The 24572-nt window shown below is 65.4% G+C and carries 22 protein-coding genes and 1 pseudogene; 9 read left to right on the top strand and 14 right to left on the bottom strand.

The window, feature by feature from the left end; all coding sequences use genetic code 11:
• Entirely contained in the window at positions 1 to 1368 is a 1368-nt protein-coding gene (locus ACZYZ4_RS03095) for an acetyl-CoA C-acetyltransferase (RefSeq protein WP_463858102.1), read from the bottom strand.
• A gap of 61 nt (positions 1369 to 1429) precedes the next feature.
• On the opposite strand from ACZYZ4_RS03095, the gene ACZYZ4_RS03090 reads away from it, so the two are divergent.
• Positions 1430 to 2122, top strand: coding sequence for a TetR/AcrR family transcriptional regulator (locus ACZYZ4_RS03090; protein ID WP_463858100.1), 693 nt, complete (start codon positions 1430 to 1432; stop codon positions 2120 to 2122).
• Positions 2123 to 2175: 53 nt separating this feature from the next.
• Positions 2176 to 4338 carry an acyl-CoA dehydrogenase family protein gene (locus ACZYZ4_RS03085; protein ID WP_463858098.1) on the top strand — a complete coding sequence of 721 codons (2163 nt, stop codon included), beginning with the start codon at positions 2176 to 2178 and terminating at the stop codon, positions 4336 to 4338.
• Between the two features lie 113 nt (positions 4339 to 4451).
• Here ACZYZ4_RS03085 and glgA read toward each other — a convergent pair whose 3' ends face one another.
• Positions 4452 to 5648 (bottom strand): glycogen synthase, encoded by a 1197-nt coding sequence (glgA, locus tag ACZYZ4_RS03080; protein ID WP_463858096.1) that lies wholly within the window; start codon positions 5646 to 5648, stop codon positions 4452 to 4454.
• 101 nt (positions 5649 to 5749) lie between these two features.
• Between glgA and glgC the strand changes: the two genes are divergently transcribed.
• The 3 genes from glgC to ACZYZ4_RS03065 all read left to right on the top strand — a co-directional run bounded on the left by glgC (position 5750) and on the right by ACZYZ4_RS03065 (position 9220).
• The gene (gene glgC, locus ACZYZ4_RS03075; protein WP_463858094.1) at positions 5750 to 7159 is read left to right on the top strand and encodes a glucose-1-phosphate adenylyltransferase; all 1410 of its coding nucleotides are present in this window, start codon (positions 5750 to 5752) and stop codon (positions 7157 to 7159) included.
• 81 nt (positions 7160 to 7240) lie between these two features.
• A complete protein-coding gene (locus ACZYZ4_RS03070) occupies positions 7241 to 8692 on the top strand; it encodes an SDR family NAD(P)-dependent oxidoreductase (protein WP_463858092.1) in 1452 nt (483 codons plus the stop codon).
• 45 nt (positions 8693 to 8737) lie between these two features.
• On the top strand, positions 8738 to 9220 hold the full coding sequence (locus tag ACZYZ4_RS03065; protein ID WP_463858090.1) for a pyridoxamine 5'-phosphate oxidase family protein: 483 nt from the start codon (positions 8738 to 8740) through the stop codon (positions 9218 to 9220).
• Positions 9221 to 9253: 33 nt separating this feature from the next.
• Here ACZYZ4_RS03065 and ACZYZ4_RS03060 read toward each other — a convergent pair whose 3' ends face one another.
• The 3 genes from ACZYZ4_RS03060 to ACZYZ4_RS03050 all read right to left on the bottom strand — a co-directional run bounded on the left by ACZYZ4_RS03060 (position 9254) and on the right by ACZYZ4_RS03050 (position 12660).
• A complete protein-coding gene (locus tag ACZYZ4_RS03060) occupies positions 9254 to 10105 on the bottom strand; it encodes a transglutaminase family protein (RefSeq protein ID WP_463858088.1) in 852 nt (283 codons plus the stop codon).
• Positions 10102 to 11028: an alpha-E domain-containing protein gene (locus ACZYZ4_RS03055; protein ID WP_463858086.1), complete on the bottom strand. Its 927-nt coding sequence runs from the start codon at positions 11026 to 11028 to the stop codon at positions 10102 to 10104. The genes ACZYZ4_RS03060 and ACZYZ4_RS03055 overlap by 4 nt, the downstream gene beginning before the upstream one ends.
• A gap of 75 nt (positions 11029 to 11103) precedes the next feature.
• Positions 11104 to 12660: a circularly permuted type 2 ATP-grasp protein gene (locus ACZYZ4_RS03050; RefSeq protein ID WP_463858084.1), complete on the bottom strand. Its 1557-nt coding sequence runs from the start codon at positions 12658 to 12660 to the stop codon at positions 11104 to 11106.
• A gap of 204 nt (positions 12661 to 12864) precedes the next feature.
• Here ACZYZ4_RS03050 and ACZYZ4_RS03045 point away from each other — a divergent pair, with 204 nt between their 5' ends.
• Together ACZYZ4_RS03045 and pepN are read left to right on the top strand one after the other, a co-directional pair.
• Positions 12865 to 13854 (top strand): YeiH family protein, encoded by a 990-nt coding sequence (locus tag ACZYZ4_RS03045; protein ID WP_463858617.1) that lies wholly within the window; start codon positions 12865 to 12867, stop codon positions 13852 to 13854.
• 53 nt (positions 13855 to 13907) lie between these two features.
• Positions 13908 to 16523: an aminopeptidase N gene (gene pepN, locus ACZYZ4_RS03040; protein WP_463858081.1), complete on the top strand. Its 2616-nt coding sequence runs from the start codon at positions 13908 to 13910 to the stop codon at positions 16521 to 16523.
• A 15-nt stretch (positions 16524 to 16538) separates the two neighbouring features.
• Here pepN and lplAB read toward each other — a convergent pair whose 3' ends face one another.
• The 5 genes from lplAB to ACZYZ4_RS03015 form a co-directional block, all read right to left on the bottom strand.
• Positions 16539 to 17630, bottom strand: a complete 1092-nt coding sequence (gene lplAB, locus ACZYZ4_RS03035) for a lipoate-protein ligase LplAB (protein WP_463858079.1) — start codon at positions 17628 to 17630, stop codon at positions 16539 to 16541.
• 98 nt (positions 17631 to 17728) lie between these two features.
• Positions 17729 to 17986: a type B 50S ribosomal protein L31 gene (locus ACZYZ4_RS03030; protein ID WP_111909496.1), complete on the bottom strand. Its 258-nt coding sequence runs from the start codon at positions 17984 to 17986 to the stop codon at positions 17729 to 17731.
• A 122-nt stretch (positions 17987 to 18108) separates the two neighbouring features.
• A complete protein-coding gene (locus tag ACZYZ4_RS03025; protein ID WP_463858077.1) occupies positions 18109 to 18933 on the bottom strand; it encodes a TrmH family RNA methyltransferase in 825 nt (274 codons plus the stop codon).
• 7 nt (positions 18934 to 18940) lie between these two features.
• Positions 18941 to 19726 carry a sulfite exporter TauE/SafE family protein gene (locus tag ACZYZ4_RS03020; RefSeq protein WP_463858075.1) on the bottom strand — a complete coding sequence of 262 codons (786 nt, stop codon included), beginning with the start codon at positions 19724 to 19726 and terminating at the stop codon, positions 18941 to 18943.
• 18 nt (positions 19727 to 19744) lie between these two features.
• Entirely contained in the window at positions 19745 to 20530 is a 786-nt protein-coding gene (locus tag ACZYZ4_RS03015) for an ABC transporter ATP-binding protein (RefSeq protein WP_463858073.1), read from the bottom strand.
• Positions 20531 to 20698: 168 nt separating this feature from the next.
• On the opposite strand from ACZYZ4_RS03015, the gene serB reads away from it, so the two are divergent.
• The gene (serB, locus tag ACZYZ4_RS03010) at positions 20699 to 21592 is read left to right on the top strand and encodes a phosphoserine phosphatase SerB (protein WP_463858071.1); all 894 of its coding nucleotides are present in this window, start codon (positions 20699 to 20701) and stop codon (positions 21590 to 21592) included.
• Here the strand turns inward: serB and ACZYZ4_RS03005 are convergent.
• From ACZYZ4_RS03005 to ACZYZ4_RS02995, 3 genes and pseudogenes are all read right to left on the bottom strand, one after another.
• Positions 21546 to 21974 (bottom strand): annotated as a pseudogene (locus tag ACZYZ4_RS03005) (hypothetical protein); the annotation flags it as partial. The gene serB and the pseudogene ACZYZ4_RS03005 overlap by 47 nt on opposite strands.
• A 78-nt stretch (positions 21975 to 22052) precedes the next feature.
• Positions 22053 to 22466, bottom strand: a complete 414-nt coding sequence (locus ACZYZ4_RS03000) for a VOC family protein (protein WP_463858069.1) — start codon at positions 22464 to 22466, stop codon at positions 22053 to 22055.
• Between the two features lie 150 nt (positions 22467 to 22616).
• Positions 22617 to 23369 (bottom strand): SDR family oxidoreductase, encoded by a 753-nt coding sequence (locus tag ACZYZ4_RS02995; RefSeq protein ID WP_463858067.1) that lies wholly within the window; start codon positions 23367 to 23369, stop codon positions 22617 to 22619.
• A gap of 159 nt (positions 23370 to 23528) precedes the next feature.
• Between ACZYZ4_RS02995 and ACZYZ4_RS02990 the strand changes: the two genes are divergently transcribed.
• A complete protein-coding gene (locus tag ACZYZ4_RS02990; RefSeq protein ID WP_463858065.1) occupies positions 23529 to 23765 on the top strand; it encodes a hypothetical protein in 237 nt (78 codons plus the stop codon).
• A gap of 26 nt (positions 23766 to 23791) precedes the next feature.
• Here the strand turns inward: ACZYZ4_RS02990 and fabG are convergent, their stop codons facing one another.
• Positions 23792 to 24517: a 3-oxoacyl-ACP reductase FabG gene (gene fabG / locus ACZYZ4_RS02985; RefSeq protein ID WP_463858063.1), complete on the bottom strand. Its 726-nt coding sequence runs from the start codon at positions 24515 to 24517 to the stop codon at positions 23792 to 23794.
• Positions 24518 to 24572: the final 55 nt, after the last annotated feature.

Below are 24572 nucleotides of genomic sequence, written 5' to 3'. Positions count from 1 at the left end.
CTAGAGTGCTTCGAGAATCGCGACGACGCCCTGGCCGCCGGCGGCGCAGATGGAAATGAGACCACGTGCCGGCCTTCCGTCGACGGTGCCTTTGGCCTGCAGCATCTTGGCCAGCGAGGCGACGATGCGTCCGCCGGTGGCTGCGAACGGGTGGCCTGCGGCCAGGGAGGAGCCGTTGACGTTCAGCTTGGTGCGGTCGATGCTGCCGAAGGCGCCGTTGAGTCCCAGCCGGGTGCGGCCGAACTCCTCATCTTCCCAGGCGGCCAGTGTGCTCAGGACGGTCCCGGCGAAGGCTTCATGGATCTCAAAGAAGTCGAAGTCGTCCAGCGTCAGTCCGTTGCGGGCCAGCAGCCTCGGGACCGCGAACGCGGGGGCCATGAGCAGGCCATCCTTGCCGTGGACGAAGTCAACAGCAGCAGCTTCTCCATCAACTACGGTGGCCAGCTTCGGCAGGTCATGGGCATCGGCCCAGTCTTCGGATGCGAGCAGGACCGTGGATGCACCGTCGGTCAGCGGTGTGGAGTTTCCCGCCGTCATGGTGGCCTCGGCACCCAGGTTCCGTCCGAAGACGGGCTTGAGTGTAGCCAACTTCTCTAGCGTGGTGTCCGCCCTCAGATTGGAGTCCTTGGCGAGGCCGCGGTACGGCGTCAGGAGGTCATCGAAGAAACCCGCGTCATACGCGGCGGAAAGGTTGCGGTGGCTGTTGAAAGCCAGCTCATCCTGCGCCTCGCGCGAAATGTTCCACTGCGCGGTGGTCAGCGCCTGGTGCTCACCCATGGAAAGGCCGGTGCGTGGCTCCCCCGTGCTCGGAGCATCGGGGGCCAGGTCCTTGGGCCGCAGCCGGCTGAGCACCTGCAGGCGCTGGGGAAGGGTCTTGGCGCGGTTGAGGTCCAGGAGCACCTCGCGAAGGCCTTCACTGACAGCAATGGGGGCATCCGACGCTGAGTCCACACCGCCTGCGATCGCGGAATCGATCTGGCCCAGCTTGATCTTGTTGGCCAGGCCCAAAACCGTTTCCAGGCCGGTGGCGCACGCCTGCTGCAGGTCGTAGGCCGGGGTCTCCGCCGACAACGCTGAACCCAGGACTGCCTCGCGGGTGAGGTTGAAATCCCTGGAGTGCTTGAGGACGGCCCCGGCCGCAACCTCGCCGATCCGCTCATCCTGGAGGCCAAACCTGGCAATGAGACCGTCAAGTGCTGCTGTGAGCATGTCTTGGTTGGACGACTTCGTGTAAGCCCCGCCGGAACGGGCAAACGGGATCCGGTTACCACCCACAATCACGGCCCTGCGGACCGGACGCGCCGCGCCGGAAGTCGTGGGGCTGGCGAATTCATGGGGTCCGGTGCCGGACTGTCCATTGACGGACATGGGTGACTCCTCTGATCTGCGACGGTTACCGATACCCAGCGTACCTGATACGCTGAGTATCGTGAACAACCTCCACTCAGAAGCCCCGACGCCGGCTGCCGGCGGAAATGCCGACGGCCGTTCGGCCCGCTGGCAGACCCACCGGGAGGAGCGACGCCGGGAGCTCATCAAGTCCGCACGGCGGGCTGTCCACGCGCTGGGCAGTGACGCCTCCATGGAGGAGATTGCAGCGGCAGCCGGAACATCGAAGTCAGTCTTCTACCGCTATTTCGGCGACAAAGCCGGCCTCCAGCGCTCCGTCGGGGAAGTTGTCCTGAGCCAGATGCAACGCAAGATCCGTGAAGCGGCCCAGGGTGCGCAGACCCCTAGGGAAGGGCTGCTGGCCATGATCTCGGCCTATCTCCAGATGGCGGAAACCAGCCCCAATGTCTACAGCTTCGTCACCCGCTATGCGCCGGTGGACGCGGACGGACCCCAGGGATCGGCGGCCATTTCCGGAGCCCTGGGCCACTTCTTCGATTCCATCGCGGAGATGATCGCTGCACCGATGCGGACCCACCTCGGCGATGGCAAGGAAGCGGTGATCGGCTACTGGCCCACGGCGGCCATCGGCCTGGTCCGAAATGCCGGCGAGCAATGGCTCAGCACACCTGATTCGGCGGCGAAGCCGGACCAGGAAGCCATGGCCCGCCAGATCACGGCCTGGTTATGTGTGGGAATCGCCCCCGAGCTTGACCCTGCCAGCGCGCCATGATTCCGCCCAAAGAACCTCACACCCTCCTGTCAGAACCAACGAAGGACATTGACATGACCGAAGTAGTGGACCGCCCCACCGGACAAAACGCAGCCGTAACCAACGCAGCCGTCACGAACTCAGCCGCTGCGAACCCAGCCGTCGCCAGCCCCACCGCAAGCCACGGAACGGCTGCGCAGCCCGCCGTCGACGTTGCCGCCCTCGGCGAGCAGCTCCTGGGCAAATGGGCGGACTCCCGCCGGCAATCGCGTGCGCTGGCCAGCGACCCTGCACTGCACAAGATCGAAGGACTGACGCACACCGAGCACCGGACGCGGGCCTTCGGCCAGTTGAAGTACCTTGTGGACAACAACGCCGTGCAGCGGGCCTTCCCGGCGGCACTGGGCGGTTCCGATGATCACGGCGGCAACGTGGCCAGGTTCGAGGAGCTGGTAACCGCCGACCCGTCCCTGCAGATCAAGGCCGGTGTCCAGTGGGGCCTCTTTGGCTCGGCTGTGATGCATCTGGGCACGCAGGAGCACCACAACAAGTGGCTGCCAGGCATCATGAGCCTGGAGATCCCCGGCTGCTTCGCCATGACGGAGACCGGCCACGGTTCCGATGTGGCCAGCATCGCCACCACGGCGACGTACGACGCCGAAACCCAGGAATTTGTGGTCCACACACCGTTCCGTGCTGCGTGGAAGGACTACATCGGCAACGCTGCCATCGACGGCCTCGGCGCTGTCGTCTTCGCGCAGCTCGTAACCAAGGGCGTGAATCATGGTGTGCATGCCTTCTACGTTGACCTCCGGGACCCCCAGACAAAGGAGTTCATGCCCGGGATAGGTGGCGAAGACGACGGCGTCAAGGGCGGCCTCAACGGGATCGACAACGGCCGGCTGCATTTCGATAACGTCCGCATCCCCCGCACGAACCTCCTGAACCGCTACGGCGATGTGGCACCCGACGGGACTTACGCATCGTCCATTGCCAGCCCCGGCCGCCGATTTTTCACCATGCTGGGAACCCTCGTCCAGGGCCGCGTGTCGCTGGACGGCGCGGCCGTTGCCGCGTCGAAGATCGCCCTGACAGCAGCCATCCGCTACGCTACCGAACGCCGCCAGTTCAACGCGTCGTCCCACACGGACGAAGAGGTCCTCCTGGACTACCAGCGCCACCAGCGGCGCTTGTTTACCCGGCTGGCCACGACGTATGCCGCGGGGTTTGCGCACGAACAGCTCCTCCAGAAATTCGACGACGTCTTTTCCGGCGCCCACGATACCGATGAGGACCGGCAGGATCTGGAGACACTTGCCGCAGCCCTGAAGCCGCTGAGCACCTGGCACGCCCTGGACACTTTGCAGGAATGCCGTGAGGCGTGCGGCGGCGCCGGCTTCCTGATCGAAAACCGCTTCGCCTCCCTCCGGGCGGACCTGGATGTCTACGTCACGTTTGAGGGCGACAACACCGTCTTGCTTCAGCTGGTGGCCAAGCGCCTCCTGGCCGACTATGCCAAGGAGTTCAGGAATGTCGATTTCGGCGTGCTGGCACGCTACGTGGTGGCCCAGGCGACGGGCGTCGCGATCCACCGCACCGGCCTGCGGCAGGTGGCGCAGTTTGTCGCAGATACCGGATCAGTCCAGAAGGCTGCTATCGCGCTCCGGGACGAGGAAGGCCAGCGCGCCCTCCTGACGGACCGCGTCCAGACCATGGTGGCCGACGTCGGGGCGGCCCTGAAGGGCGCCAACAAGCTGCCTGTCGAAAAGGGGGCGGCCCTCTTCAACCAGCACCAGAACGAGCTGATTGATGCCGCCCAGGCCCATGCCGAGCTCCTGCAATGGGAGGCGTTCACGGAGGCCCTGGAAGCTGTCACGGACCCCGGCACCAAACGGGTCCTGACATGGCTGCGGGACCTTTTCGGCCTGTCGCTGATCGAAAAGAACCTGTCCTGGTACCTCATGAACGGCCGGCTCTCCATGCAGCGGGCACGCACTGTGGGTGATTACATCAACCGGCTCCTGGTCAAGATCAGGCCGCACGCCCTGGACCTTGTGGACGCCTTTGGGTACAGCGACGAGCACGTGCGCGCCGCCATCGCCACCGGTGCCGAGAAGACCCGGCAGGACGAGGCCCGTGCGTACGTCAGGGCACAGCGGGCCAGCGGCAACACACCCGTCGACGAAAAGGCGCTGCTGGCACGCACCTCGGCCGGCGGCCGCACCCAGCGGAACTGACCGCCTGCTCCGCGTCCCACTGGCGGGTAAAGCACGACGGCGCCGCTTCCCTCGGTGGGGAGCGGCGCCGTCGTGCGCTGGTTGGTCAGCAGTGCTGCTGTTCCTGCCGTCCGTCAGGAAAGCACTGAGCGGTAGACCTCAAGGGTGGTCTCGGTGATGGATTCCCAGGAGAAGTGCTCCTCAGCGCGGCGGCGGCCGGCCTGGCCCATGGCACGGGCCCGTTCGGGATCGGACACTACCTCCGTCAGTGCGGCGGCGAATTCCGTCACGAACTTCTCCGGATCAAGCGGTGTGCCGGTGCCGTCGGTGACTTGCTCAAGATCCACCAAAAGGCCCGTCTGGCCGTGCTGGACCACCTCAGGAATACCGCCCGTAGCGCTGGCCACAACGGCGGCACCGCAGGCCATCGCCTCAAGGTTGACGATGCCGAGCGGTTCATAGATGGACGGGCAAGCGAACGCTGTGGCGTGGCTGAGGACCTGGATGAGTTCGTTCCGCGGCAGCATCCGTTCGATCAGGACAACGCCGGTCCGCTGGCTCTGCAGCTCCTCGATCAGGCGTGCAGTTTCTGCTGCGAGCTCTGGGGTATCCGCCGCCCCAAGGCACAGCACCAGCTGCACATCGGCCGGAAGCTTCGCAGCGGCACGCAGCAGGTACGGCACACCCTTCTGGCGCGTGTTGCGTCCGACAAACACCACGCTCGGCTTATCCGGATCAATACCCAAGGCGCGGACGGCGTCCTGGTTTTCATCGCGCTGCCACAGTTCGACGTCGATGCCATTGTGGACCACCCTGACTTTGGCCGGGTCAACGTCGGGGTAGCTGCGGAGGATGTCCTGGCGCATGCCTTCCGAAACGGCGATGATCGCCGCTGCCGCCTCGTAGGCAGTTTTCTCAACCCAGGAGGACAACGCGTAGCCACCGCCAAGCTGCTCGGCCTTCCATGGCCTCAACGGCTCCAGGCTGTGGGCGCTGAGCACATGCGGGATGCCGTGGAGCAGCGACGCCAGATGGCCAGCCATGTTCGCGTACCAGGTGTGCGAATGGACCAGATCGGCGCCGGCGACGTCCGGCACGATGCGCAGGTCCACACCGAGTGTCTGGACGGCGGCGTTGGCCGAGTCCAGGTCTTCGGGCACGGAATAGGAGGTCACCCCTGCGCCGTGGTAATCGGCGTCGCGGGGAGCCCCGAAGGCACGAACCTGCAGGTCAACGTGCTTACTAAGCACCCTGCTCAATTCGGCCACGTGGACTCCGGCGCCTCCGTAGATCTCGGGCGGGAACTCTTTAGTCACAATGTCTATTCGCACGTTACCCAAGGTAGTCGTTCCGCAGTATCTGTTCTAGTGTGAAGGAGTCCGGGCATGCCGGACTGTTTGGGGAGTTACGAAGGCGTACAGGAGCGACCACCATGCCGTTGAACAAAAGAGTCCTGGCCATTGTCCTCGCGGGCGGCGAGGGAAACCGGCTGATGCCACTGACGGCAGACCGGGCGAAACCTGCCGTGCCTTTCGCCGGCAGTTACCGGCTGATCGACTTTGCGCTGTCCAACCTGGTGAATTCACGCTACTTGCAGATCGTGGTGCTGACCCAGTACAAGTCCCACAGCCTTGACCGCCACATTTCCGAGACCTGGCGGATGTCCACGCAGCTGAGGAACTATGTGGCCTCCGTGCCGGCGCAGCAGCGCGTCGGCAAGAGCTGGTTCCTCGGCAGCGCCAACGCCATCTACCAGTCCCTGAACCTGATCCATGACGCCAACCCCGACATCGTCGTCGTGGTTGGCGCGGACCACGTGTACCGCATGGACTTCGCCCAGATGGTGGAGCAGCATGTGCTCAGTGGAGCCAAGGCCACCGTGGCCGCCGTGCGCCAACCGTTGAACATGGCCAACCAATTCGGTGTGATCGAGGTGGACCAGGAGGACCCGCAGAAGATCGCCGCATTTGTGGAGAAACCCGCCACAACTCCTGGCCTGGCCGCTGATCCCAGCCAGTTCCTGGCTTCCATGGGCAACTACGTTTTTGACGCCGACGCGCTGGTGGATGCCCTCCACGTCGACGCCGAACGGCTCGATACCAAGCACGACATGGGCGGGGACATCATCCCCTACTTCGTCAGTCAGGGTGAGGCGGCCGTCTACGACTTCACCCTCAATGACATCCCGGGTTCCACGGAACGCGACCGGACGTACTGGCGCGACGTCGGCACCATCGATTCGTTCTACGACGCCCACATAGATCTTATCTCCCCGCTGCCGGTGTTCAACCTCTACAACTCTGAATGGCCCATCTACACGCGCCAGAGCATCTCCCCGCCGGCCAAGTTCGTCCGCGGGAAAAACGACACCGTGGGCACCGCACTGGACTCCATCGTGTCCAGCGGCGTAGTCATCTCCGGCGGCGTGGTGGAGGGATCCGTCCTGTCCAACGACGTCTTTGTGGGGACCGGCAGCAGGGTCATCGACTCGGTCCTGATGGACAAGGTGAACATCGGCGAAGGTGCCGTGGTCAACCGGGCCATCCTGGACAAAAACGTGAAGGTACCGGCCGGCGCCGCGATCGGCCTGGATCCGGAATTGGACCGCGCCCGCGGTTTCAAGGTGACCGAGTCCGGCATCACGGTGCTCGCCAAGGGCCAGCAGGTGCCAGAGCCCGGAGAGGCGGAACGGGCGCTCGCCGCCAGGAACCTCCACTTTGTCCCCAATGCCATCAAGGCGGCCACGGCCAACTATCCCGAAATCCGCGAATCAGTGGAACAGGTCGCTGCGGTCCATGCGGCGACGGCATCCCAGGCCGCCCCAGGCGGCCGCCGCGCCTAGGCGACGGGCGGGCAGGCCCGGCACGACAGCAACGCTGGACCCGGTCAGGCCGGATCTTCCCCAGGCTGTAAAATCGGTACAATGAGCTCCCCCGATCTGACGCCTGAGGAAATCCAGGCCTGCCTCAAGGTGTTGAACACCATCCACGTCTATGACGAGGAACACCCTGACTATGTCTCGGTGCGCCGAGCCACCGGGAAGATGTTCAAGGCCGTGAAGCGTCACCGCCGCGTGACCAAGCGGGACCTGATCTCCGAAGCCGACCGGGCCGTCATCGCACAGACGGCTACAGCAGCACCGGACCGGATCGACGACGAGACCCGCGGCAACAAGCTGGAGACCTCGGCGACGGGAAAGGTGGCCGGGCACCTGATCCGATCCCGCCCCTGCTACATCTGCAAGAAGCACTACACGCAGGTGGACGCTTTTTATCATCAGCTCTGCCCAGAATGCGCCGCCTTCAGCCACAGCAAGCGGGATGCCCGTACCGACCTGACAGGCCGGCGTGCGCTGCTCACCGGCGGACGCGCCAAAATCGGCATGTACATCGCGCTGCGCCTGCTCCGGGACGGCGCCCACACCACCATCACCACCCGGTTCCCCAAAGACGCCGCGCGCCGTTTCGCGGCTATGGAAGACAGCGGCGACTGGCTGCACCGGCTCCGGATTGTGGGCATCGACCTGCGCGACCCGTCACAGGTGATGGCCCTCACGGATTCGCTCAACGCCGCGGGCCCCCTGGACATCATCATCAACAACGCCGCCCAGACCGTGCGCCGATCCGGCAACGCCTACAAACCCCTGGTGGACGCCGAAGACGAGCCGCTGCCCGTCGCGCTGGAACCGGCCAACGGCGGACCGGAACTGGTGACGTTCGGCCACGCCCACGACAAACACCCCCTCGCCCTGGCGAGCAGTGTCACCGAACACCCGGTGCTGGCCGGCGACGCCATCACGTCACTGGCGCTCTCCACCGGGTCGGCCTCGCTGGAGCGCATCGCCTCCGGGACGGCGATCGACGCCGGCGGGCTCGTCCCGGACCTGGCCGACATCAACAGCTGGACCCAGGTGGTGGACGAAGTTGACCCCCTGGAAATGCTGGAAGTCCAACTCTGCAACGTCACGGCCCCGTTCCTGCTGGTCAGCAGGCTACGGGACGCCATGAAACGCTCCACGGCGCACCGGAAGTACATTGTCAACGTTTCCGCCATGGAAGGCCAGTTCTCGCGTGCCTACAAGGGCCCCGGGCATCCGCACACCAACATGGCCAAGGCGGCCCTGAACATGATGACCCGGACCAGCGCCCAGGAAATGCTGGACGCCGACGGGATCCTGATGACGGCGGTGGACACCGGCTGGATCACCGACGAACGCCCGCACTTCACCAAGGTCCGGCTTATGGAGGAGGGCTTCCATGCACCCCTGGACCTGGTGGACGGCGCCGCCCGAGTCTACGATCCGATCGTGATGGGCGAAAGCGGCGAGGACCAGCACGGGGTCTTCCTGAAGGACTACAAGCCCAGCCCCTGGTAGGAAGGACACTGTCCTGGCCGGGGTGTTGGGCGTAGGCTCGGCGGCATGAGCAGCGAAGCAACGTCCAGCGAGTCAACGCCCCAGGTTCAGAACCTGGAACACCACGAGTGCTGGGCCCTGTTGCGGACGGTCTCCGTAGGCAGGCTGGCCGTCCTGGTGGACGGCCAGCCTGATATCTTTCCCATCAACTACACGGTGGATGGCGGAACATTAGTCTTCCGCACCGGCGCAGGAACTAAGCTGGCCGCCGCCTCGGGAGGTGCCGCTGTGGCGTTGGAGGCCGACGGCGTGGATGCCATCAGTGGCCTGGCCTGGAGCGTGGTGGTCAAGGGACCGGCAAAGGCCATTACGGGAACCGAGGGCATCCTGGACTCCGCGGCCCTGTACCTCTTCCCATGGCAGGCGGGGAAGAAGGACACGTTTGTCCGGGTAAGCCCGGGCACTGTGACCGGGCGCCGGTTCAAAGTCACTGCGCCCATGACCTGGTGGACCCAGCTCAGCAGGGTGGCCAAGACGGCCCCTGAGTAGCACTGGGCAGGACGAGGAAACGTCCCCTCCCGCCTAGGCGAGGCGGGTGATTTCCACGCTCACGCTCAGCGCCGATCCGCCGCCGCCGGACAGGATGCCTTTCAGTGGCGGTACGTCCCGGTAGTCACGGCCCCTGGCTACGGTGACGTGGTAGTCCCCTGCCGGCTTGTGGTTTGTTGGATCCCAGCTGCGCCAGTCCCCGTCCCAGAACTCCAGCCACGCATGCGACTGGCCGGCGACGGTTTCGCCGATGGCCGCCGTCGACCTCGGGTGCAGATAACCGGACACGTACCGGGCGGGAATGCCACAGCTGCGTAGCGCGCCGATGGCGAGGTGCGCGAGGTCCTGGCAGACGCCCTGCCGCTGGCCCCACGCTTCCTCGGCGTTGGTGGTGACCGCGGTGGAACCGGACATGTACGTCATCTCGCCGCGCATCCAGTCAAAGATGGCCATGGCGGCCTCGTGCGGGTTCCTGCCCTCAACGACACCTGGAATGATTCCCAACACCTCGTCGCCGGGACCGCTCAGCTGGGACTGCGGCAGCCAGTCGCTGAACGTGTCCAACGACACCTCCGACGCCAGGACGTCCCAGCCCGCAATGTCCGCGTCGGCGGGGATTTTTTCAGCCCGGTGAACTTCAACGGTGATGTTGGAAACGACCTCAAGGTGGTCGTGCGGCATCTGCATGTCGAAGGCGGTGACCCGTGTGCCCCAGTAGTCCCGGTAGTTGCTCACGGCCGCCTGCGACGGCGAGACCTTGAGCACGGATTCAAGAACCACCTGCTGGGGATCAGTCAGGGGCGTCATGCGGGCCTCGTTGTAAGAAAGCGTGACGCGCTTGTTGTACTTGTAGGCCGTGGTGTGGATGATGCTCAGCCGGGTCATGAAACTTCTCCCACCCAGGCCAGTTCGTCTGCCTGATTGAAGTATTTACGGGAAATGGCGTCCGAGGCCTGGGCAACGGCCTTCTGCACGCGTTCCATGTGCTCGGGCAGTTCGGACATCAGATCGTCCGTCCGGTGAAACTCAAGGAAGGTGCGGGCCTGGCCCACAATCCGGCGGGCGTCGTTGATGAAGCCCACGCGCTGTGCGGATGGGTCCAGCTTGGCGAGGCAGTCATCGGCGTCCCGCAGGGCATAGACGATGGACCGCGGAAACAGCCGGTCAAGCAGGAGGAACTCGGCGGCGTGCTGGTCCCCGAAGGCGGCGCGGCGCGTACGCAGGAACGACTCATAGGCTCCCGCGCACCGCAGCATGTTGACCCAGGACATGCCTGCAGAGAGGACATCCCCGGTGGAAAGCATCCGCGCGGTCATGTCCGCGCGCTCCAGGGACCGGCCCAACACCAGGAACAGCCAGCTTTCGTCATGGCTCACCGTGGTGTCTGCCAGGCCACTGACCATGGCCGTCCGTTCCAGCGTCCAGTTGCAGAAGCGGTACGTCCCCACCACGTCCTTACGGTGCTGGCTCAGCCCGTAGTAGGTGGTGTTGAGGCTTTCCCACAGGCCCGAGGACACGGTCTCGCGGGCACGGCGGGCATTCTCGCGCGCGGCTCCCAGCGACCCGGCGATGGACGTTGCACTGGTTTTGTCGTATGCCAGGGCGTGGAGGAGTTCGGGCAGGCCGAAGTCTTCGCTCTGCGGCCGGGCGCCCATCACCGCGAGCAGTTCCTGGGCTACCCTGCGGCGTTCGTCCATGGGGAGGTGGTTCAGGCGTTCAAGGTGCACGTCCAGGATGCGGGCGGTGCCGTCGGCCCGCTCCACATAGCGTCCGATCCAAAATAGGGACTCAGCAATACGGCTAAGCATTCGCGGTGACCTCCTGCGCGTCCGAAATCTGTGGGGATGAACCCGTGAACAATTGTGCCGGTTCGATGGCTTGGCTCACTGCTGCTGCTCCGATTGGCGGTCGCGCCAGTTGCTCTCCACTGGCCAGACGGATACCCGCTCACGGATGGAAATGGTGGGCCGAGGAACAGTTTCCACCGGCACCTGGGGTGAGTTTGCCAGCACCCATGTGTCCTTCGAGCCACCGCCCTGGCTGGAGTTCACAATGAGGGAGCCTTCCTTGAGCGCCACTCTGGTGAGTCCTCCGGGAAGTACCCAGACGTCGTCGCCGTCGTTGACAGCAAAGGGGCGTAGATCCACGTGCCGCGGGCCGAATTTGTCTCCGCCGAGGGTGGGCACTGTGGAAAGCTGCAGGACCGGCTGTGCGATCCAGCCCCGCGGGTCAGCGACGACCCGCTTGCGCAGGGCCTCGAGTTCATTCTTGGAGGCGTCCGGCCCGATGACGAGGCCCTTGCCGCCGGAGCCGTCCACGGGCTTCACCACGAGCTCAGCCAGGTTGTCCAGGACATATTCCCGGGATTCCTTCTCCTCCAGCCGGAACGTGTCCACGTTCGCGATGACGGGCTCCTCGCTGAGGTAGTAGCGGATGAGGTCCGGAACGTAGCTGTAGACAAGCTTGTCGTCGGCCACGCCGTTGCCCACGGCGTTGGCGATGGTCACGCCGCCCGCCCTGGCGGCGTTGACCAGCCCCGGGCAGCCGAGCATGGAATCGGAGCGGAACTGCAGAGGGTCCAGGAACTCGTCGTCGATGCGTTTGTAGATCACGTCCACGCGCTGCTCACCGGCAGTGGTGCGCATGTAGACGCGGTTGCCGCGGCAGATGAGGTCGCGTCCTTCGACGAGCTCCACGCCCATCAGGCCGGCCAGCAGTGTGTGTTCAAAGTAGGCGCTGTTAAAGACACCGGGGGTCAGCACCACTACCGTGGGATCGTCGACGCCGGCGGGTGCCGTTTTGCGCAGGGCGGACAGCAGCCGGCGGGGGTACTCTTCAACGGGCCGGATGAGCTGCTGGCCAAATGCTTCGGGCAGGCCCTTGGCCATGGCCCGCCGGTTTTCCAGGACGTAGCTGACGCCCGAAGGCACCCGCACATTGTCTTCCAGGACGCGGAAGGTGCCCGCTGCGTCGCGCACCACATCGATGCCGGAGATGTGGACGCGGACTCCGCCGGCCGGCTCGAAGCCGTGCACTTGGCGGTGGAAGTGGGCGCTGGTGGTGACGAGTTGGCGCGGGATGACGCCGTCGGCCACCACGTTCATTTTGTCGTAGACATCGTTGAGGAAGGCTTCCAGGGCCCGCACGCGCTGCGCCACACCCTTTTCCAGCACGGTCCACTCATCAGCGGGGATAACGCGGGGGACGATGTCGAGCGGAAACGGCCGCTCCTCCCCCGCGAAGTCAAAGGTCACACCGCGGTCCAGGAAGGTCCGTGCCATGGAGTCCGCCCGGGCGCTGACGTCGGCGAGGGAGAGCTTGCGGAGCGCGTCCGCCACCTCCGCGTACGAGTCGCGGGCCTCCTGGTCGGGAGTGAACATCTCGTCGTAGGCGCCCGTGCGCCCGGCGGCCTCGGAGTAATCCTGGAATAGGTCTGACATGTCCTTTAGCCAACCATCTTTTTGTTTCGAAATCATTACTGCCATCCATTGTGGCGTGTTGCCGGGAGCATCAGCGGTTCGTTGAATCCGTGTCCTATCCGGCAAGGTTAGTGAGTGCCAGAGACAAGTAATCCCGGGAGCTCCGGAGACGGCGGGAACCGCGGCCGCCGCAGCGGACTGCGGGCCCGCCTTCGTGGTGTGACAATGCGTTCACGCAGGCTCCTGCCCGGCCTCCTGACAGCCACGCCCGCCCTGGCCGTTGCCTTCGCTGTACATGCCGTGGTGCCGGCGCTGCCGGCCATGACCATTGCAGTTGCGCTGGGCCTGCTTGCCGCAAACCTGCCCTGCACGGCCGTCTGGATCGCTGGCCGGGCGCGCCCGGGCCTGGACTTCGCGGGCAAGCACCTGATGCGGGGCGGCATCGTCCTGCTGGGCCTCAAAGTGAGCATCATGGATATCCTGGGCCTGGGCTGGCTGGCCATGGTCCTGATCACTGGCGTGGTGCTTCTGAGTTTCGGCGGCACGTACATGCTGGTGCGGCTGTTCCGGCTGCCGCGTGAGACAGCGCTGCTGGTGGCAACCGGCTTTTCGATCTGCGGGGCGTCCGCCATCGGAGCCATGGCGGCCGTGCGCAGGATCCGGCATGCGGATACCGTCCTGCCGGTGGCGCTGGTGACACTGTGCGGCACCTTGGCGATCGGTATCCTGCCGCTGCTGATGCATCCCTTGCAATTGAGCCCCCTCACTTTCGGCGCCTGGACAGGTGCGTCGGTGCACGACGTCGGCCAGGTGGTGGCCACGGCGCAAACTGCCGGCACCGCGGCGCTGGGCATCGCCGTCGTCGTTAAGCTCACCCGTGTGCTGCTCCTGGCACCGGTGGTTGCTGTGGCGGGCGTGCACCACCGCATGAGCACTTCAGGACAACACGCGCTGCCGCCGCTGGTGCCCCTGTTCGTGGTGGGGTTTGTGGCCATGGTGGCGCTTCGGTCCACGGGCTGGCTCTCCGAAGGTTGGCTCGACGCCGGTGCCGGGCTGCAGGACATTCTCCTGGGGGCGGCGCTGTTCGGGCTCGGGTCCGCCGTGCGGATCCGCACCCTGCTGCACACCGGAGCGAGGGCGCTTCTCGCGGCGCTGGCGGCGTGGCTGCTGATCGCGCTGCTGGGCCTGGCAGCGGCCCTGCTGATGACCGCCTAGACCGGGGGCGGGATGGTGAGCTGCGGGCCCGGGTCCCGTGATTAGATAGCTGCGTGTCACATGAGAATCTGCAGCGCGATGAAGCCGCTCAACGGTCAGCCCTGATCAGCACCCACAGTTACGACGTCTCCCTTGATGTGCGGCAGGCAGCGGACCCGGACGTAGCGGGATACACGAGCCGCAGTGTTATCACCTTCTCCGCAGCCGTGCCGGGCCAGGGGCAGGCGGCGTCTACATTTCTGGATTTCATCGCCGGCGAAGTCCACAGTGTGTTCCTCAACGGCGAAGGGCTCCCCGTAGCCGACGTTGTGGACGGTTCCCGGATCCGCCTGGACAACCTGCAGGCAGAGAACCAGGTCACCGTCACCGGCACCGCCCTGTACAGCCGCTCCGGTGAGGGCATGCACCGCTTTGTGGATCCGGCCGACGGCCAGTGCTACCTCTACACGCAGTACGAGCCCGCCGACGCCCGGCGCGTGTTCGCCAACTTTGAACAGCCTGACCTCAAGGCCGAGTACACGTTCCACGTCATGGCACCGTCCGGCTGGGAGGTCGCCTCCAACGGAGTTGAGGCTGCCTGCACGCAGCTGACCAGCGATCCGGCCACCAGCCGCTGGGACTTCACCGCCACCCGCCCCATGTCCACATACATCACCACAGTGCTTGCCGGGCCGTACTTCAAAGCCCAAGACCACTGGAGCGCAACGCTCGACGACGGCACTCCGCTGGACGTGCCGCTGGCACTGTACTGCCGTGCTTCCATGGCGGAATCCTTCGATGCCGCGGAGCTGTTCCGCCTGACCAAAAACGGGCTGGACTTCTTCAACCGGCTTTTCGACTTCCCGTACCCTTGGGGGAAATACGATCAGGCCTTTGTCCCGGAATACAACCTGGGCGCGATGGAAAACCCGGGGCTGGTCACCTTCACGGAAAGCTATGTGTTCACGTCCCGCGCTACCGACGCGCAGTACCAGGCACGGGCCAACACGGTGATGCACGAGATGGCACACATGTGGTTCGGTGACCTGGTCACGATGCAGTGGTGGGACGACCTGTGGCTGAAGGAGTCCTTTGCGGACTATATGGGCACCCTCGGCGTGGACCGTGCCACGGACTGGGAGACAGCCTGGGTGAACTTCGCCAACAAGCGCAAGGCGTGGGCCTATGTCCAGGACCAGCTGCCCACCACCCACCCGATCGTTGCCGACATCCCGGACCTGGAAGCCGCCAAACAGAACTTCGACGGCATCACCTACGCCAAGGGCGCTTCCGTGCTCAAGCAGCTGGTGGCGTACGTGGGGTTTGACGCGTTCATCGCCGGCTCACGGCAGTACTTCCGCGACCACGCCTACGGGAACACCACCCTGGCGGACCTCCTGAAGGCCCTCAGCGATGCTTCCGGCCGCGACCTTGCCGGCTGGGCTGCCGCCTGGCTGCAGACCTCCGGCATCTCCACGCTGTCCCTGGAGACGGAATCGCACGACGGCGTCCTGGAGGCCGTGACGATCGTCCAGGACGCAGTGGACCCTGTTACCGGACGGGAGGAACTGCGGCCGCACCGGCTGCGCGTGGGCTCGTACAACTTCGACGCCGACGGCGCCCTGGTCCGCACCGGGAGTGTCGAAACGGACGTTGCCGGAGCGCGGACGGACGTCCCTGAACTGGCCGGCCAGCCGCAGCCTGCCCTCCTGCTCGTCAACGATGACGACCTCACCTACGCCAAAGTGCGGCTGGACGCGGTGTCAGAGGCGACAGTTTTGGTATCCCTGGACCGGATCAGCGACCCCATGGCCCGCGCCCTCTGCTGGACCGCGCTGTGGAACTCCGCCCGCGACGGGGAAAGCCCGCCCTCCCGCTATGTGGAGGCCGTGACGTCGTTCGGACCGTCCGAAACGGGAGTCGGCGTGCTGCTGAACATCCTCGAGAACGCCTGCACCGCCGTCGAACGCTACACCCCCTTAGCCCGACGCGACGCGGTGCGTGGCTCCTTCCTCGCAGCGGCCGACGCCCAGCTGGATAAGGCAGCGCCGGGCTCGGACCACCAACTGGCCTGGGCGCGGACACTCGCCGCCGTCAGCCGTCACGACGCTGCCCTCCTCCCCCGGCTCAGGGGCCTCCTGGACGGCACGATGGTGGTGGACGGCCTGGCCGTAGACGCCGAGCTGCGCTGGAGCCTCTGGCACGCTCTGGCGGCCAACGGGCAGGCCACCCCCGAAGAGCTGGACGCAGAACTCGAACGGGACACCACCGCCTCGGGCCGGGCGGGCCACGCTACGGCCCTCGCTGCTCGTCCGGAGACTGATGTGAAGGCAGCCGCCTGGCAGGACGCCGTGGAGGGGGCGGAGCTGTCGAACCAGCTTCTCAGCGCCACCATCGTTGGATTCACCACCGCTCCCGCTGCCCTCCTGGAACCCTATGTGGAGCCGTACTTCGAATGCCTCCGCGGTATCTGGGACAACCGGAGCATTGAAATCGCCAGCCGGATCGTCCGGGGACTATATCCCCTGGCGCAGGATCTGCCGGCGGGGACCCTGCCTGCGGAGCATCCCGTTGTGCTCCGCACGGATACCTGGCTGACGGCCAACACTGACGCGCCCCGGGCGCTGCGCCGGATCATTGTGGAACAGCGGAGCCACCTGCTCCGGGCGCTCACCGCACAGCTGCAGTAGGTCACCGGGCCGGGTTTACGGGACCCGGTGCAGCCACTCCCCGGTGCCGAACTTGGCGGCCACCCGATCCCTGGCGGCACCGAGTTCGACGGCAGTGAGTTCCGACGGCGTGGCGGCGTATCGTTCGCTGAACACTTCCATCATGGCCGCGATAATCTCCGAGCGAGACAGTCCGGTCTGCCGGCGCAGCGGATCAACCCGCTTCTTGGCGCTGCGTGTCCCCTTGTCCGAGAGTTTCTCCTTGCCGATGCGCAGCACCTCGACCATCTTGTCGGCGTCGATGTCATAACTCATGGTGACGTGGTGCAGCATGCCCCCGCTGGCGAGGCGCTTTTGGGCAGCGCCGCCGATCTTGCCCTGGTCCGTGGCGATGTCGTTCAGGGGTACGTAAAACGCCGTCACCCCGATTTTCTCGAGGGCGGCCATCACCCAGGCGTCCAGGAACGCGTACGAGTCCGCGAAGCTGATCCCGTCCACCAGCGTCTGCGGCAGGTACAAGGAGTAGGTGATGCAGTTGCCGGCCTCCATGAACATCGCTCCGCCGCCGCTGATCCGGCGGACCACACTGATGCCGTGCCGGGCCACGCCGTCGGGATCCAGCTCGTTGCGGAAGGACTGGAAACTGCCGATCACCACGGACGGCTCCTCCCAGTCCCAGAACCGCAGGGTGGGGTTGCGACGGCCCGCGCCCACCTCTTCGGTCAGCACCTCGTCCAGGGCCACGTTGATATGCGTCGGCAGCACTGTGGGGGCCATGATGCTCCAGTGGTGGTCAGTCCAGGACGTTGCCCTCGCCAGGGCGCGGCGGACCGTGACGGCCACGGCATCGGCCGAAAAGCCGAACAGGACAGCGCCGGTAGGCAGCGAACCCGTGACGGCCGCGGAAAGCTCCGCCGCCGTCGCGCTTTCAGGGAGGCCGGTGAGCGCCCGGTTGATGGCTGGCAGCGCCTCATCGGGTTCGAGGAAGAAGTCGCCGCTGAGGGAGACGTCGGCGAGGACGCTGTCTACGACGTCTAAGTCCACCACCACAAGTTTGCCGCCCGGGACTTTATACTCACCGTGGTGGCTGCGGGGGCGGTCTTCAGCGGCAAATGGTGAGGCAGTCATGCGATCCATCCTGCCCCACGATCAGCGCCTCCCGAAACGCAAAAAGCCCGCACCGTTGCCGGTGCGGGCTTTCCAAAGAACCTTGGGGGTGAAGTGAATTACTTCGCGCCGCCGAAGCCCTTGAAGCGAGCGTTGAAGCGCTCGACGCGGCCCGCAGAGTCCATGATGCGCTGCTTGCCCGTGTAGAACGGGTGGGACTCGGAGGAGATTTCGACGTCGATAACCGGGTAGGTGTTTCCGTCTTCCCACTCGATGGTCTTCTTGGAAGACACGGTGGACTTGGTCAGGAAACTGACGCCGGAAGCCAGGTCGTTGAAAACAACAGCTTCGTACTTCGGGTGGATATCAGACTTCATAATGGGGCCTTTGTTCGCACAACTGGATTTTGCCAGCTGCCAGGTATGAATGGGATGGCTGGTGTCTGCTTCTATGCCGCAAGGTAAGAAGCGCAGGACAGCCAGCTGTTAATAATAGCTGATCAACGCGGACCCTGCGAACCGCGGGGCCGGAGTTCCCAGAACGCCACGGCGGAGGCCGCCGCCACGTTGAGGGAGTCCACGCCGGTGCGCATGGGGATCTTCACGGCGAGGTCGACGGCGGCAAGCGTCTCGGCGCTCATGCCTGCGCCTTCGGTGCCGAGCACCAGGGCCAGCCGGTCCGGATTGCGCGCGGCGAGGCCGTCCACGTCCACGGCGTCCTCAGTGAGTTCCAGCGCGGCCACCGTGAAGCCGGCTTCCTTGAGGATCGACAGGTCCTGCGGCCAGGACCCCAGCCGCGCCCAGGGCACCTGGAAGACCGTTCCCATGCTGACCCGGACACTGCGCCGGTAGAGAGGATCGCCGCAGCGCGGCGAAATCAGGACGGCATCGATGTCCAGTGCCGCGGCAGACCGGAAGATAGCGCCCACGTTGGTGTGGTCGACGATGTCCTCCAGGACCGCGACCCGGCGCGCGCCGGCCAGCAGCTCGTGGAGGGGTACCGGTTCCGGCCGCTGCATGGCTGCCATGGCGCCGCGGTGGAGGTGGAATCCGGTGATCTCTTCGAGCAGGGCGGCGCTGCCAATGAACGCGGGAACGTCCGGATAGGCACTGAGGACATCCTCCAGGTCAGCCTGCCATTTCTCCGCCAGGAAGAACGACCTTGGCCGGTGGCCGGCCGCCAACGCCCGGCGCAGGACCCGCGAGGATTCGGCGATGTACATTCCTTCAGCCGGTTCGCGGAGCTTCCGCAGGTGCACATCCGTCAGCTGCGTGTAGTCGGACACCCGGGGGTCCCCGGCGGATTCAAGATAGTGGATTGTCACCGGCTGATTATTTCAGCAGGTTGGCGATCATAAAGCCCAGCGCCATCAGGCCAAGCGCAAAGATGACAGCCCGCAGCACAGCCGGGGACAGCCGCCGGCCTACCTTGGAACCCAGGAGGCCGCCGATCGTGGAGCTCACGGCGATCAGGAGCACCACCAGCCAGTTGATCCGGTCAAAGGCGAAGAGCAGGTATGACACTGCGGCCACGAGGTTCACGCCGAGGACCAGGATGTTTTTCATGGCATTGGCGTTCTGGATGGTGCCGGTGAGGAACACGCCCAAAATGCCGACCAGGAGGATGCCCTGGGCGGCCACGAAGTACCCCCCGTAGACGCCAGCCACGTACACCAGCACAATCAGGAGAACGCCGTGCCCTTTGTCCCGTACGGCATACTCGGGATTCTCCTCGCGTTTACGGACCCAGGCCTGCAGCCGCGGCTGGAACACCACCATCAGCAGGGCAAGCACCAGGAGGACCGGCGCAACGTAGTGGAAGACCTTCTCCGGCAGGTGCAGAAGCAGCCAGGCTCCGGTGATGCCGCCCAGCAGCGACGCCGGCAGGAGCCTCAGTAGCTGCCTCCCCCGGCCCTTGAGCTCGCGGCGGTACCCCCACGCCCCCGCCGCGGTGCCGGCCACAAGGCCCATCGCGTTGCTCATGGAAGCCACCACGGGAGTGACGCCGAGGGCGATCAGGACCGGGAAGGTGACAAGGGTGCCGGAGCCTACAACGGCGTTGATGGTGCCGGCCCACAGGCCGGCAAAAACCACAAAGATGCTGCTGAGAAGATCCACGGTTGGCGGCGCCGCGGCCTAGCGGCGGGCGGTGGCGGTGTAGCGGCCAGCGTTGACGCTTACATCGAGATCCACCCCGAAGGTCTTGCTAAGATGCTCCGCCGTCAGCACGCCGTCGAGGGGTCCGGCTGCCACCACATTGGAGTCACGGAGCAACATCGCGTGGGTGAAGCCCGGCGGTACTTCTTCGAGGTGATGGGTGACCAGGACGATGGCCGGAGCGGCCTCATCACTGGCCAGTTCGCTGAGGCGGTGCACCAGATCCTCGCGCCCACCCAGGTCCAGGCCAGCGGCGGGTTCGTCCAGCAGGAGGAGTTCCGGATCAGTCATCAGGGCACGGGCAATCTGCACCCGCTTGCGCTCACCCTCGGACAGGGAAGCGAAGGCCCGGTTCAGGAACGGACCCATGCCCCAGTCATTCAGCAGCCTGAAGGCCCGGCGTTCGTCAGCCTTCTCATAGCCCTCACGCCAGCGCCCCGTGACGCCGTACGCAGCGGTGACAACAACATTGAGGACCGTTTCGTGCCCGGGAATCTGGTTGGCCAGGGCGGCGGAGGACAGCCCGATGCGGGGACGGAGTTCAAACACGTCCACGGAACCCAGGATTTCCTCCAGGATGCCGGCCATGCCGCTGGTGGGGTGAAGGCGGGCAGCAGCAATCTGCAGGAGAGTGGTCTTGCCTGCGCCGTTGGGTCCAAGGATGACCCAGCGTTCGCCCTCCTTGACCTGCCAGTTCACCTTGTTCAGGAGCGTTTTAGCCCCACGGACAACGCTGACGGCGGCCAATTCAAGAACATCACTCATAGGAGTAGACACTAGGACAAAACAAGGGCGGACTGATAACTGATACTTGGACTGCACCACTCGTCACAGTCACGGTCGCCGCCCGCCTGCTGGCTGCCCCGCGCTGTTCGCCTTCAACGTGGCGCAATCAATTCGGTTGGCTCTCCCCCGCTGGCTAAGATTGCAGCCATGACTTCGAACGTGACTGCTGTCAGTTATGGCCCAAAACTGACTGCCTCCGGGCTCGACAAGCTGCGCTCCGCCCTGAAGGGCAGTGGCGCCACGCTCCAATCCGAATCGAGGGGCGGGGACAGTCGGTTTGAGGTCCACACTGCCGAGCTCGCCATCGCCGAGGGCACGGACGCCGGTATTTCCGCCCTCCGCAGGGCGGTGGCTGAGGCGGCGCAGGATGGCCTGGACACCGCCATCGTTCCCGCAAGTTTACGGGCGGCTCCGCGGAAGCTGCTGATCATGGACGTTGATTCGACGCTGATCCAGCAGGAAGTCATTGAGCTCCTGGCAGCCTATGCGGGCAAGCGGGAGGAAGTGGCGGCAGTCACCGAAGCCGCGATGCGCGGCGAACTGGACTTTGCGCAGAGCCTCCACGCGCGGGTGGCCGTGCTCGCAGGACTGCCGGCCGCCGTCGTCGATTCCGTCCGGGCGGAAGTGAAGCTGAGCGAAGGGGCCGCTGAGTTGGTTGCGGCATTCAAAGCTGCTGGCCACGTGGTGGCCGTGGTGTCCGGCGGGTTCAACCAGATCCTGGGTCCCATCGCGGAGGATCTGGGCCTGGACTTCTGGCTGGCGAACGAACTTGAAATTGTGGACGGCGCCCTGACCGGCAAGGTCCTCGGTGCCGTCATCGACCGTGCGGCGAAGGAAAAGTACCTGCGCGAGTGGGCGGCTGCCGAAGGCATCGCCATGGAACACACCATTGCCGTGGGCGACGGCGCCAACGACCTGGATATGCTCGGGGCCGCCGGGATCGGAGTTGCGTTCAACGCCAAACCCGCGGTCCGGGCCGTCGCGGACTCCGCGATCAACATGCCGTACCTCGACGCGGTGCGCCACATCGCCGGGGTCTGAAGCTCCGCCGACTCCGTCCCGCCGGCCGGGTCGAGTCAGCCGGGTCACTCAGCCCGTCGGCGGCGTGAACTGGCTCGCGGTGAAAACGGCTCCGCTGAGGTCCCGAATCAGGACGGTGCGTCCACTCGGTATCGTCCTGCCCCAGGATGACGGCGCCGAGTCGCTCCGCATACCGGGCCGTACGGTCCCGGACTGCGACAGTAAACGTCACGTGCCACTGCGGACGCTCACCGGGCGCCGCGGAGGCAAGCCAGGCAACAGCGTCCTCGAAACCGCGGGGGACGAGGTCGCCCGACTGGCGAACCCTGATGTTGGGGTCGACGGTGGCCTCGAGGTGATCACCGTATCCGGGGCGGCGGATCATCGTTCCGAAGTCGAGGTTGTTGAACTGCCAGTCGAATGCCTTGGTGTAAAAGGCGACTGCCGCCTCGGTGTCTGTTGTGTGGAGGTCACTGAAGTTTCATCCGCCGGGAAGGTTGACCGCCTGGGCACCGAGCCGATCGCGGGCCTGCCAGATACGGAACTCGGCGCCTTCGGGATCCGCCAGCACCGCCTGTACGCCTCCTGAACCCGTATCGGCGGGAGCCGATTTCAGTGTTGCGCCGACAGAGAGCAGGTGGCGCACGGCAGCATCCGCTTCGTCGACGGAGACGTAGGTGTTCCACGCGGCGACACCGGTTCCGGGGCCCGTGATCGCGCCGGCCGCCTGGCCGTCAAGTGTTGCTATTACGTACCTGCCAGTGCCGCCGGACGGGGCGGTGTCCTCGAACTCCCACCCGAAGATTCCGCCGTAAAAGTGCATGGCGGCCTCCACGTCGGGCTGCTGGGTGTCCACCCAACGGGGAACACCTGCCAGATAGCTACGGCCCGTCACCTCTCGTTACTGTGCCACGCATAAAACCCTAGGCGGCCTTGCCCCCGTAGCTTCGCGACAGAAGAGCTCCGGGCAGGAGTGCTGCCCGGAGCTCGTCGTGGTGATGGGTCTTGCCGCGAGGAAAACGGCCCTTACGGGATGCCGGAAACGCTACTCGGCGCCCTTGCCGAAATAGTCGGCGCCGCCGGCGTACTCCGTGTGGCCGGATTCGACGTCGGCCGTAGCCATGCTGGCCACAACTTCAGCAAACTCCTCCACGGAGTAAAGCTTTCCGGCCTCGGCGCGCCGGGCCTCGATGGCGCCCGGGTTCGAGCGGTCCAGCAGCGTTGCCGTGACGGTGCCTTCGATCATGTCGCCGGACACAACCACCAGCGAGATGCCTTTTTCCGCCAGGTTCGGCAGGAGCTCACGCAGGGCGTCCTCGCCGGCGCGCTTGCTGCGGGCCACGGGCTCGTATTCGGGCATGGTGGGCACGGAGTTGATGAAGTGGGCCTGGTGGCTGGTCACGAAGACCACACGGGAGCCTTCCCTCATCAGGGGCACGGCGGCGTTGAGCATGTTGACCTGCGCATCGCGGTTCAGCTTCAGGGCGTAGTCGTCTGCCATGCCGGACTCCATGCCGCCGGAAGCGTTGAGCACCAGGACATCCAGCGAACCGAAGTTCTCCATGGCCGCGCTCGCCAGGGCCTGCACGCCTTCCTGGGTGGTGAGGTCCGCACCTACGGCGGTGGCGCGGCCGCCCGCAGCTTCAATTCCTGCGACCACCTTGTTGGCGCGCGGCGCCTTCTGGCGGTAATTCACTACGACGGCGGCGCCCTCGGCAGCGAGGTTCTTGGCCACTTCGGCGCCGATTCCCCGTGAGGATCCGGTCACGATGGCGGTTTTGTTGTCCAGCAGTCCCATATGGGCTCCTTTGTTCGAAACGTCTAAATCGCTTGAGGTCTGGAGTCCATCATGCCAGCGCCTGCCCCGCATTGGCTTGTGTGACCCCGACAAAGAAGCCCGGTCAGGCTAGTTCCGCCAAGCCTCCCGGCGGCGTTCCGCCCGGCGTATGCTCCCCCTATGACGGGCTGCGCCGGGACTGCGTCCACACCGGAGGAGGTCTTCAGCAACTCACCTCCCGGACTTCAACTCTGCCAGGCAGTCCACGACGCCATCATGAACGCCGTACCGGCCACCGTGCGCACCACCACCAGCCAAGTGGCCTTCCGGAACCGGCGCGGCTTCGCATACGCCCCTGGGGACGTCGACGCCGAGGTCACCGCCTGGCTGAGGGAAGCGTTCGACGCCGCCGCCTGAGGGGTCTCTTGGTCAGTGTTCTGTGGTCAGTGGCCCATGCCGAGTCCGCCGTCAACAGGGATGACGGCACCGGAAATGTAGGCCGCCTCGTCGCTGGAAATCCAACGGACCACGTTCGCCACCTCCGAAGCCTCGGCAAACCGGCCGGCAGGAATGCCGGAGAGGTAATTTTTCTGGGTGGCCTCGGGCAGTTCCGCCGTCATGTCCGTGTTAATGAACCCGGGGGCCACAACGTTTGCTGTGATCCCGCGTGAACCCAGCTCGCGGGTCAGGGACCGGGCGATGCCCACCAGGCCGGCCTTGGAAGCCGAGTAGTTGATCTGGCCCGGCGCACCATAGAGGCCGGAGACCGAGGAAATGAGGACCACGCGGCCCTTGCGCATCCGGATCATGCCCTTCGACGCGCGCTTGATGACGCGAAAAGCGCCGGTGAGGTTGGTGTCGATCACCGACGTGAAGTCATCTTCACTCATGCGCATCAGGAGCGTGTCCTTGGTGATTCCCGCGTTTGCCACCAAGACCTCAACGGGACCGTGCGCAGCTTCCACCTCGGAGAAGGCCGCATCCACGGAGGCCTCGTCAGTCACATCGGCCTTCACGCCCAGAATCCCGGCCGGCAGCTCCGACGCGCTCCGGTATGTCACGGCCACCTTGTCGCCGTTGGCCACAAAAGCCTGCGCGATGGCTAGGCCGATGCCGCGGTTTCCACCGGTGATCAGGACGCTGCGGGCCGCTGTAGCTGCTTCAGACATTAAACGCTCCAGGATTCTGCGGCATGTGCAGCCGCGGGTAGTAGACGGGTTTGAT

The organism is Pseudarthrobacter adonitolis (assembly GCF_055412845.1).
Note: the sequence above shows the minus strand (reverse complement) of the source record. Positions and strands in the feature narration are given on the sequence as shown.

Excerpts from the sequence above, each read along its gene's own strand:
- ACZYZ4_RS02990 (WP_463858065.1), top strand. The coding sequence starts at position 23,529 with ATGACGGGCTGCGCCGGGACTGCGTCCACACCGGAGGAGGTCTTCAGC.
- ACZYZ4_RS03095 (WP_463858102.1), bottom strand. The coding sequence starts at position 1,368 with ATGTCCGTCAATGGACAGTCCGGCACCGGACCCCATGAATTCGCCAGC.
- ACZYZ4_RS03055 (WP_463858086.1), bottom strand. The coding sequence starts at position 11,028 with ATGCTTAGCCGTATTGCTGAGTCCCTATTTTGGATCGGACGCTATGTG.
- ACZYZ4_RS02995 (WP_463858067.1), bottom strand. The coding sequence starts at position 23,369 with ATGGGACTGCTGGACAACAAAACCGCCATCGTGACCGGATCCTCACGG.
- lplAB (WP_463858079.1), bottom strand. The coding sequence starts at position 17,630 with ATGACTGCCTCACCATTTGCCGCTGAAGACCGCCCCCGCAGCCACCAC.
- ACZYZ4_RS03050 (WP_463858084.1), bottom strand. The coding sequence starts at position 12,660 with ATGTCAGACCTATTCCAGGATTACTCCGAGGCCGCCGGGCGCACGGGC.
- ACZYZ4_RS03085 (WP_463858098.1), top strand. The coding sequence starts at position 2,176 with ATGACCGAAGTAGTGGACCGCCCCACCGGACAAAACGCAGCCGTAACC.
- ACZYZ4_RS03070 (WP_463858092.1), top strand. The coding sequence starts at position 7,241 with ATGAGCTCCCCCGATCTGACGCCTGAGGAAATCCAGGCCTGCCTCAAG.
- ACZYZ4_RS03015 (WP_463858073.1), bottom strand. The coding sequence starts at position 20,530 with ATGAGTGATGTTCTTGAATTGGCCGCCGTCAGCGTTGTCCGTGGGGCT.
- ACZYZ4_RS03030 (WP_111909496.1), bottom strand. The coding sequence starts at position 17,986 with ATGAAGTCTGATATCCACCCGAAGTACGAAGCTGTTGTTTTCAACGAC.
- ACZYZ4_RS03060 (WP_463858088.1), bottom strand. The coding sequence starts at position 10,105 with ATGACCCGGCTGAGCATCATCCACACCACGGCCTACAAGTACAACAAG.
- glgC (WP_463858094.1), top strand. The coding sequence starts at position 5,750 with ATGCCGTTGAACAAAAGAGTCCTGGCCATTGTCCTCGCGGGCGGCGAG.
- ACZYZ4_RS03045 (WP_463858617.1), top strand. The coding sequence starts at position 12,865 with ATGCGTTCACGCAGGCTCCTGCCCGGCCTCCTGACAGCCACGCCCGCC.
- fabG (WP_463858063.1), bottom strand. The coding sequence starts at position 24,517 with ATGTCTGAAGCAGCTACAGCGGCCCGCAGCGTCCTGATCACCGGTGGA.
- ACZYZ4_RS03065 (WP_463858090.1), top strand. The coding sequence starts at position 8,738 with ATGAGCAGCGAAGCAACGTCCAGCGAGTCAACGCCCCAGGTTCAGAAC.
- serB (WP_463858071.1), top strand. The coding sequence starts at position 20,699 with ATGACTTCGAACGTGACTGCTGTCAGTTATGGCCCAAAACTGACTGCC.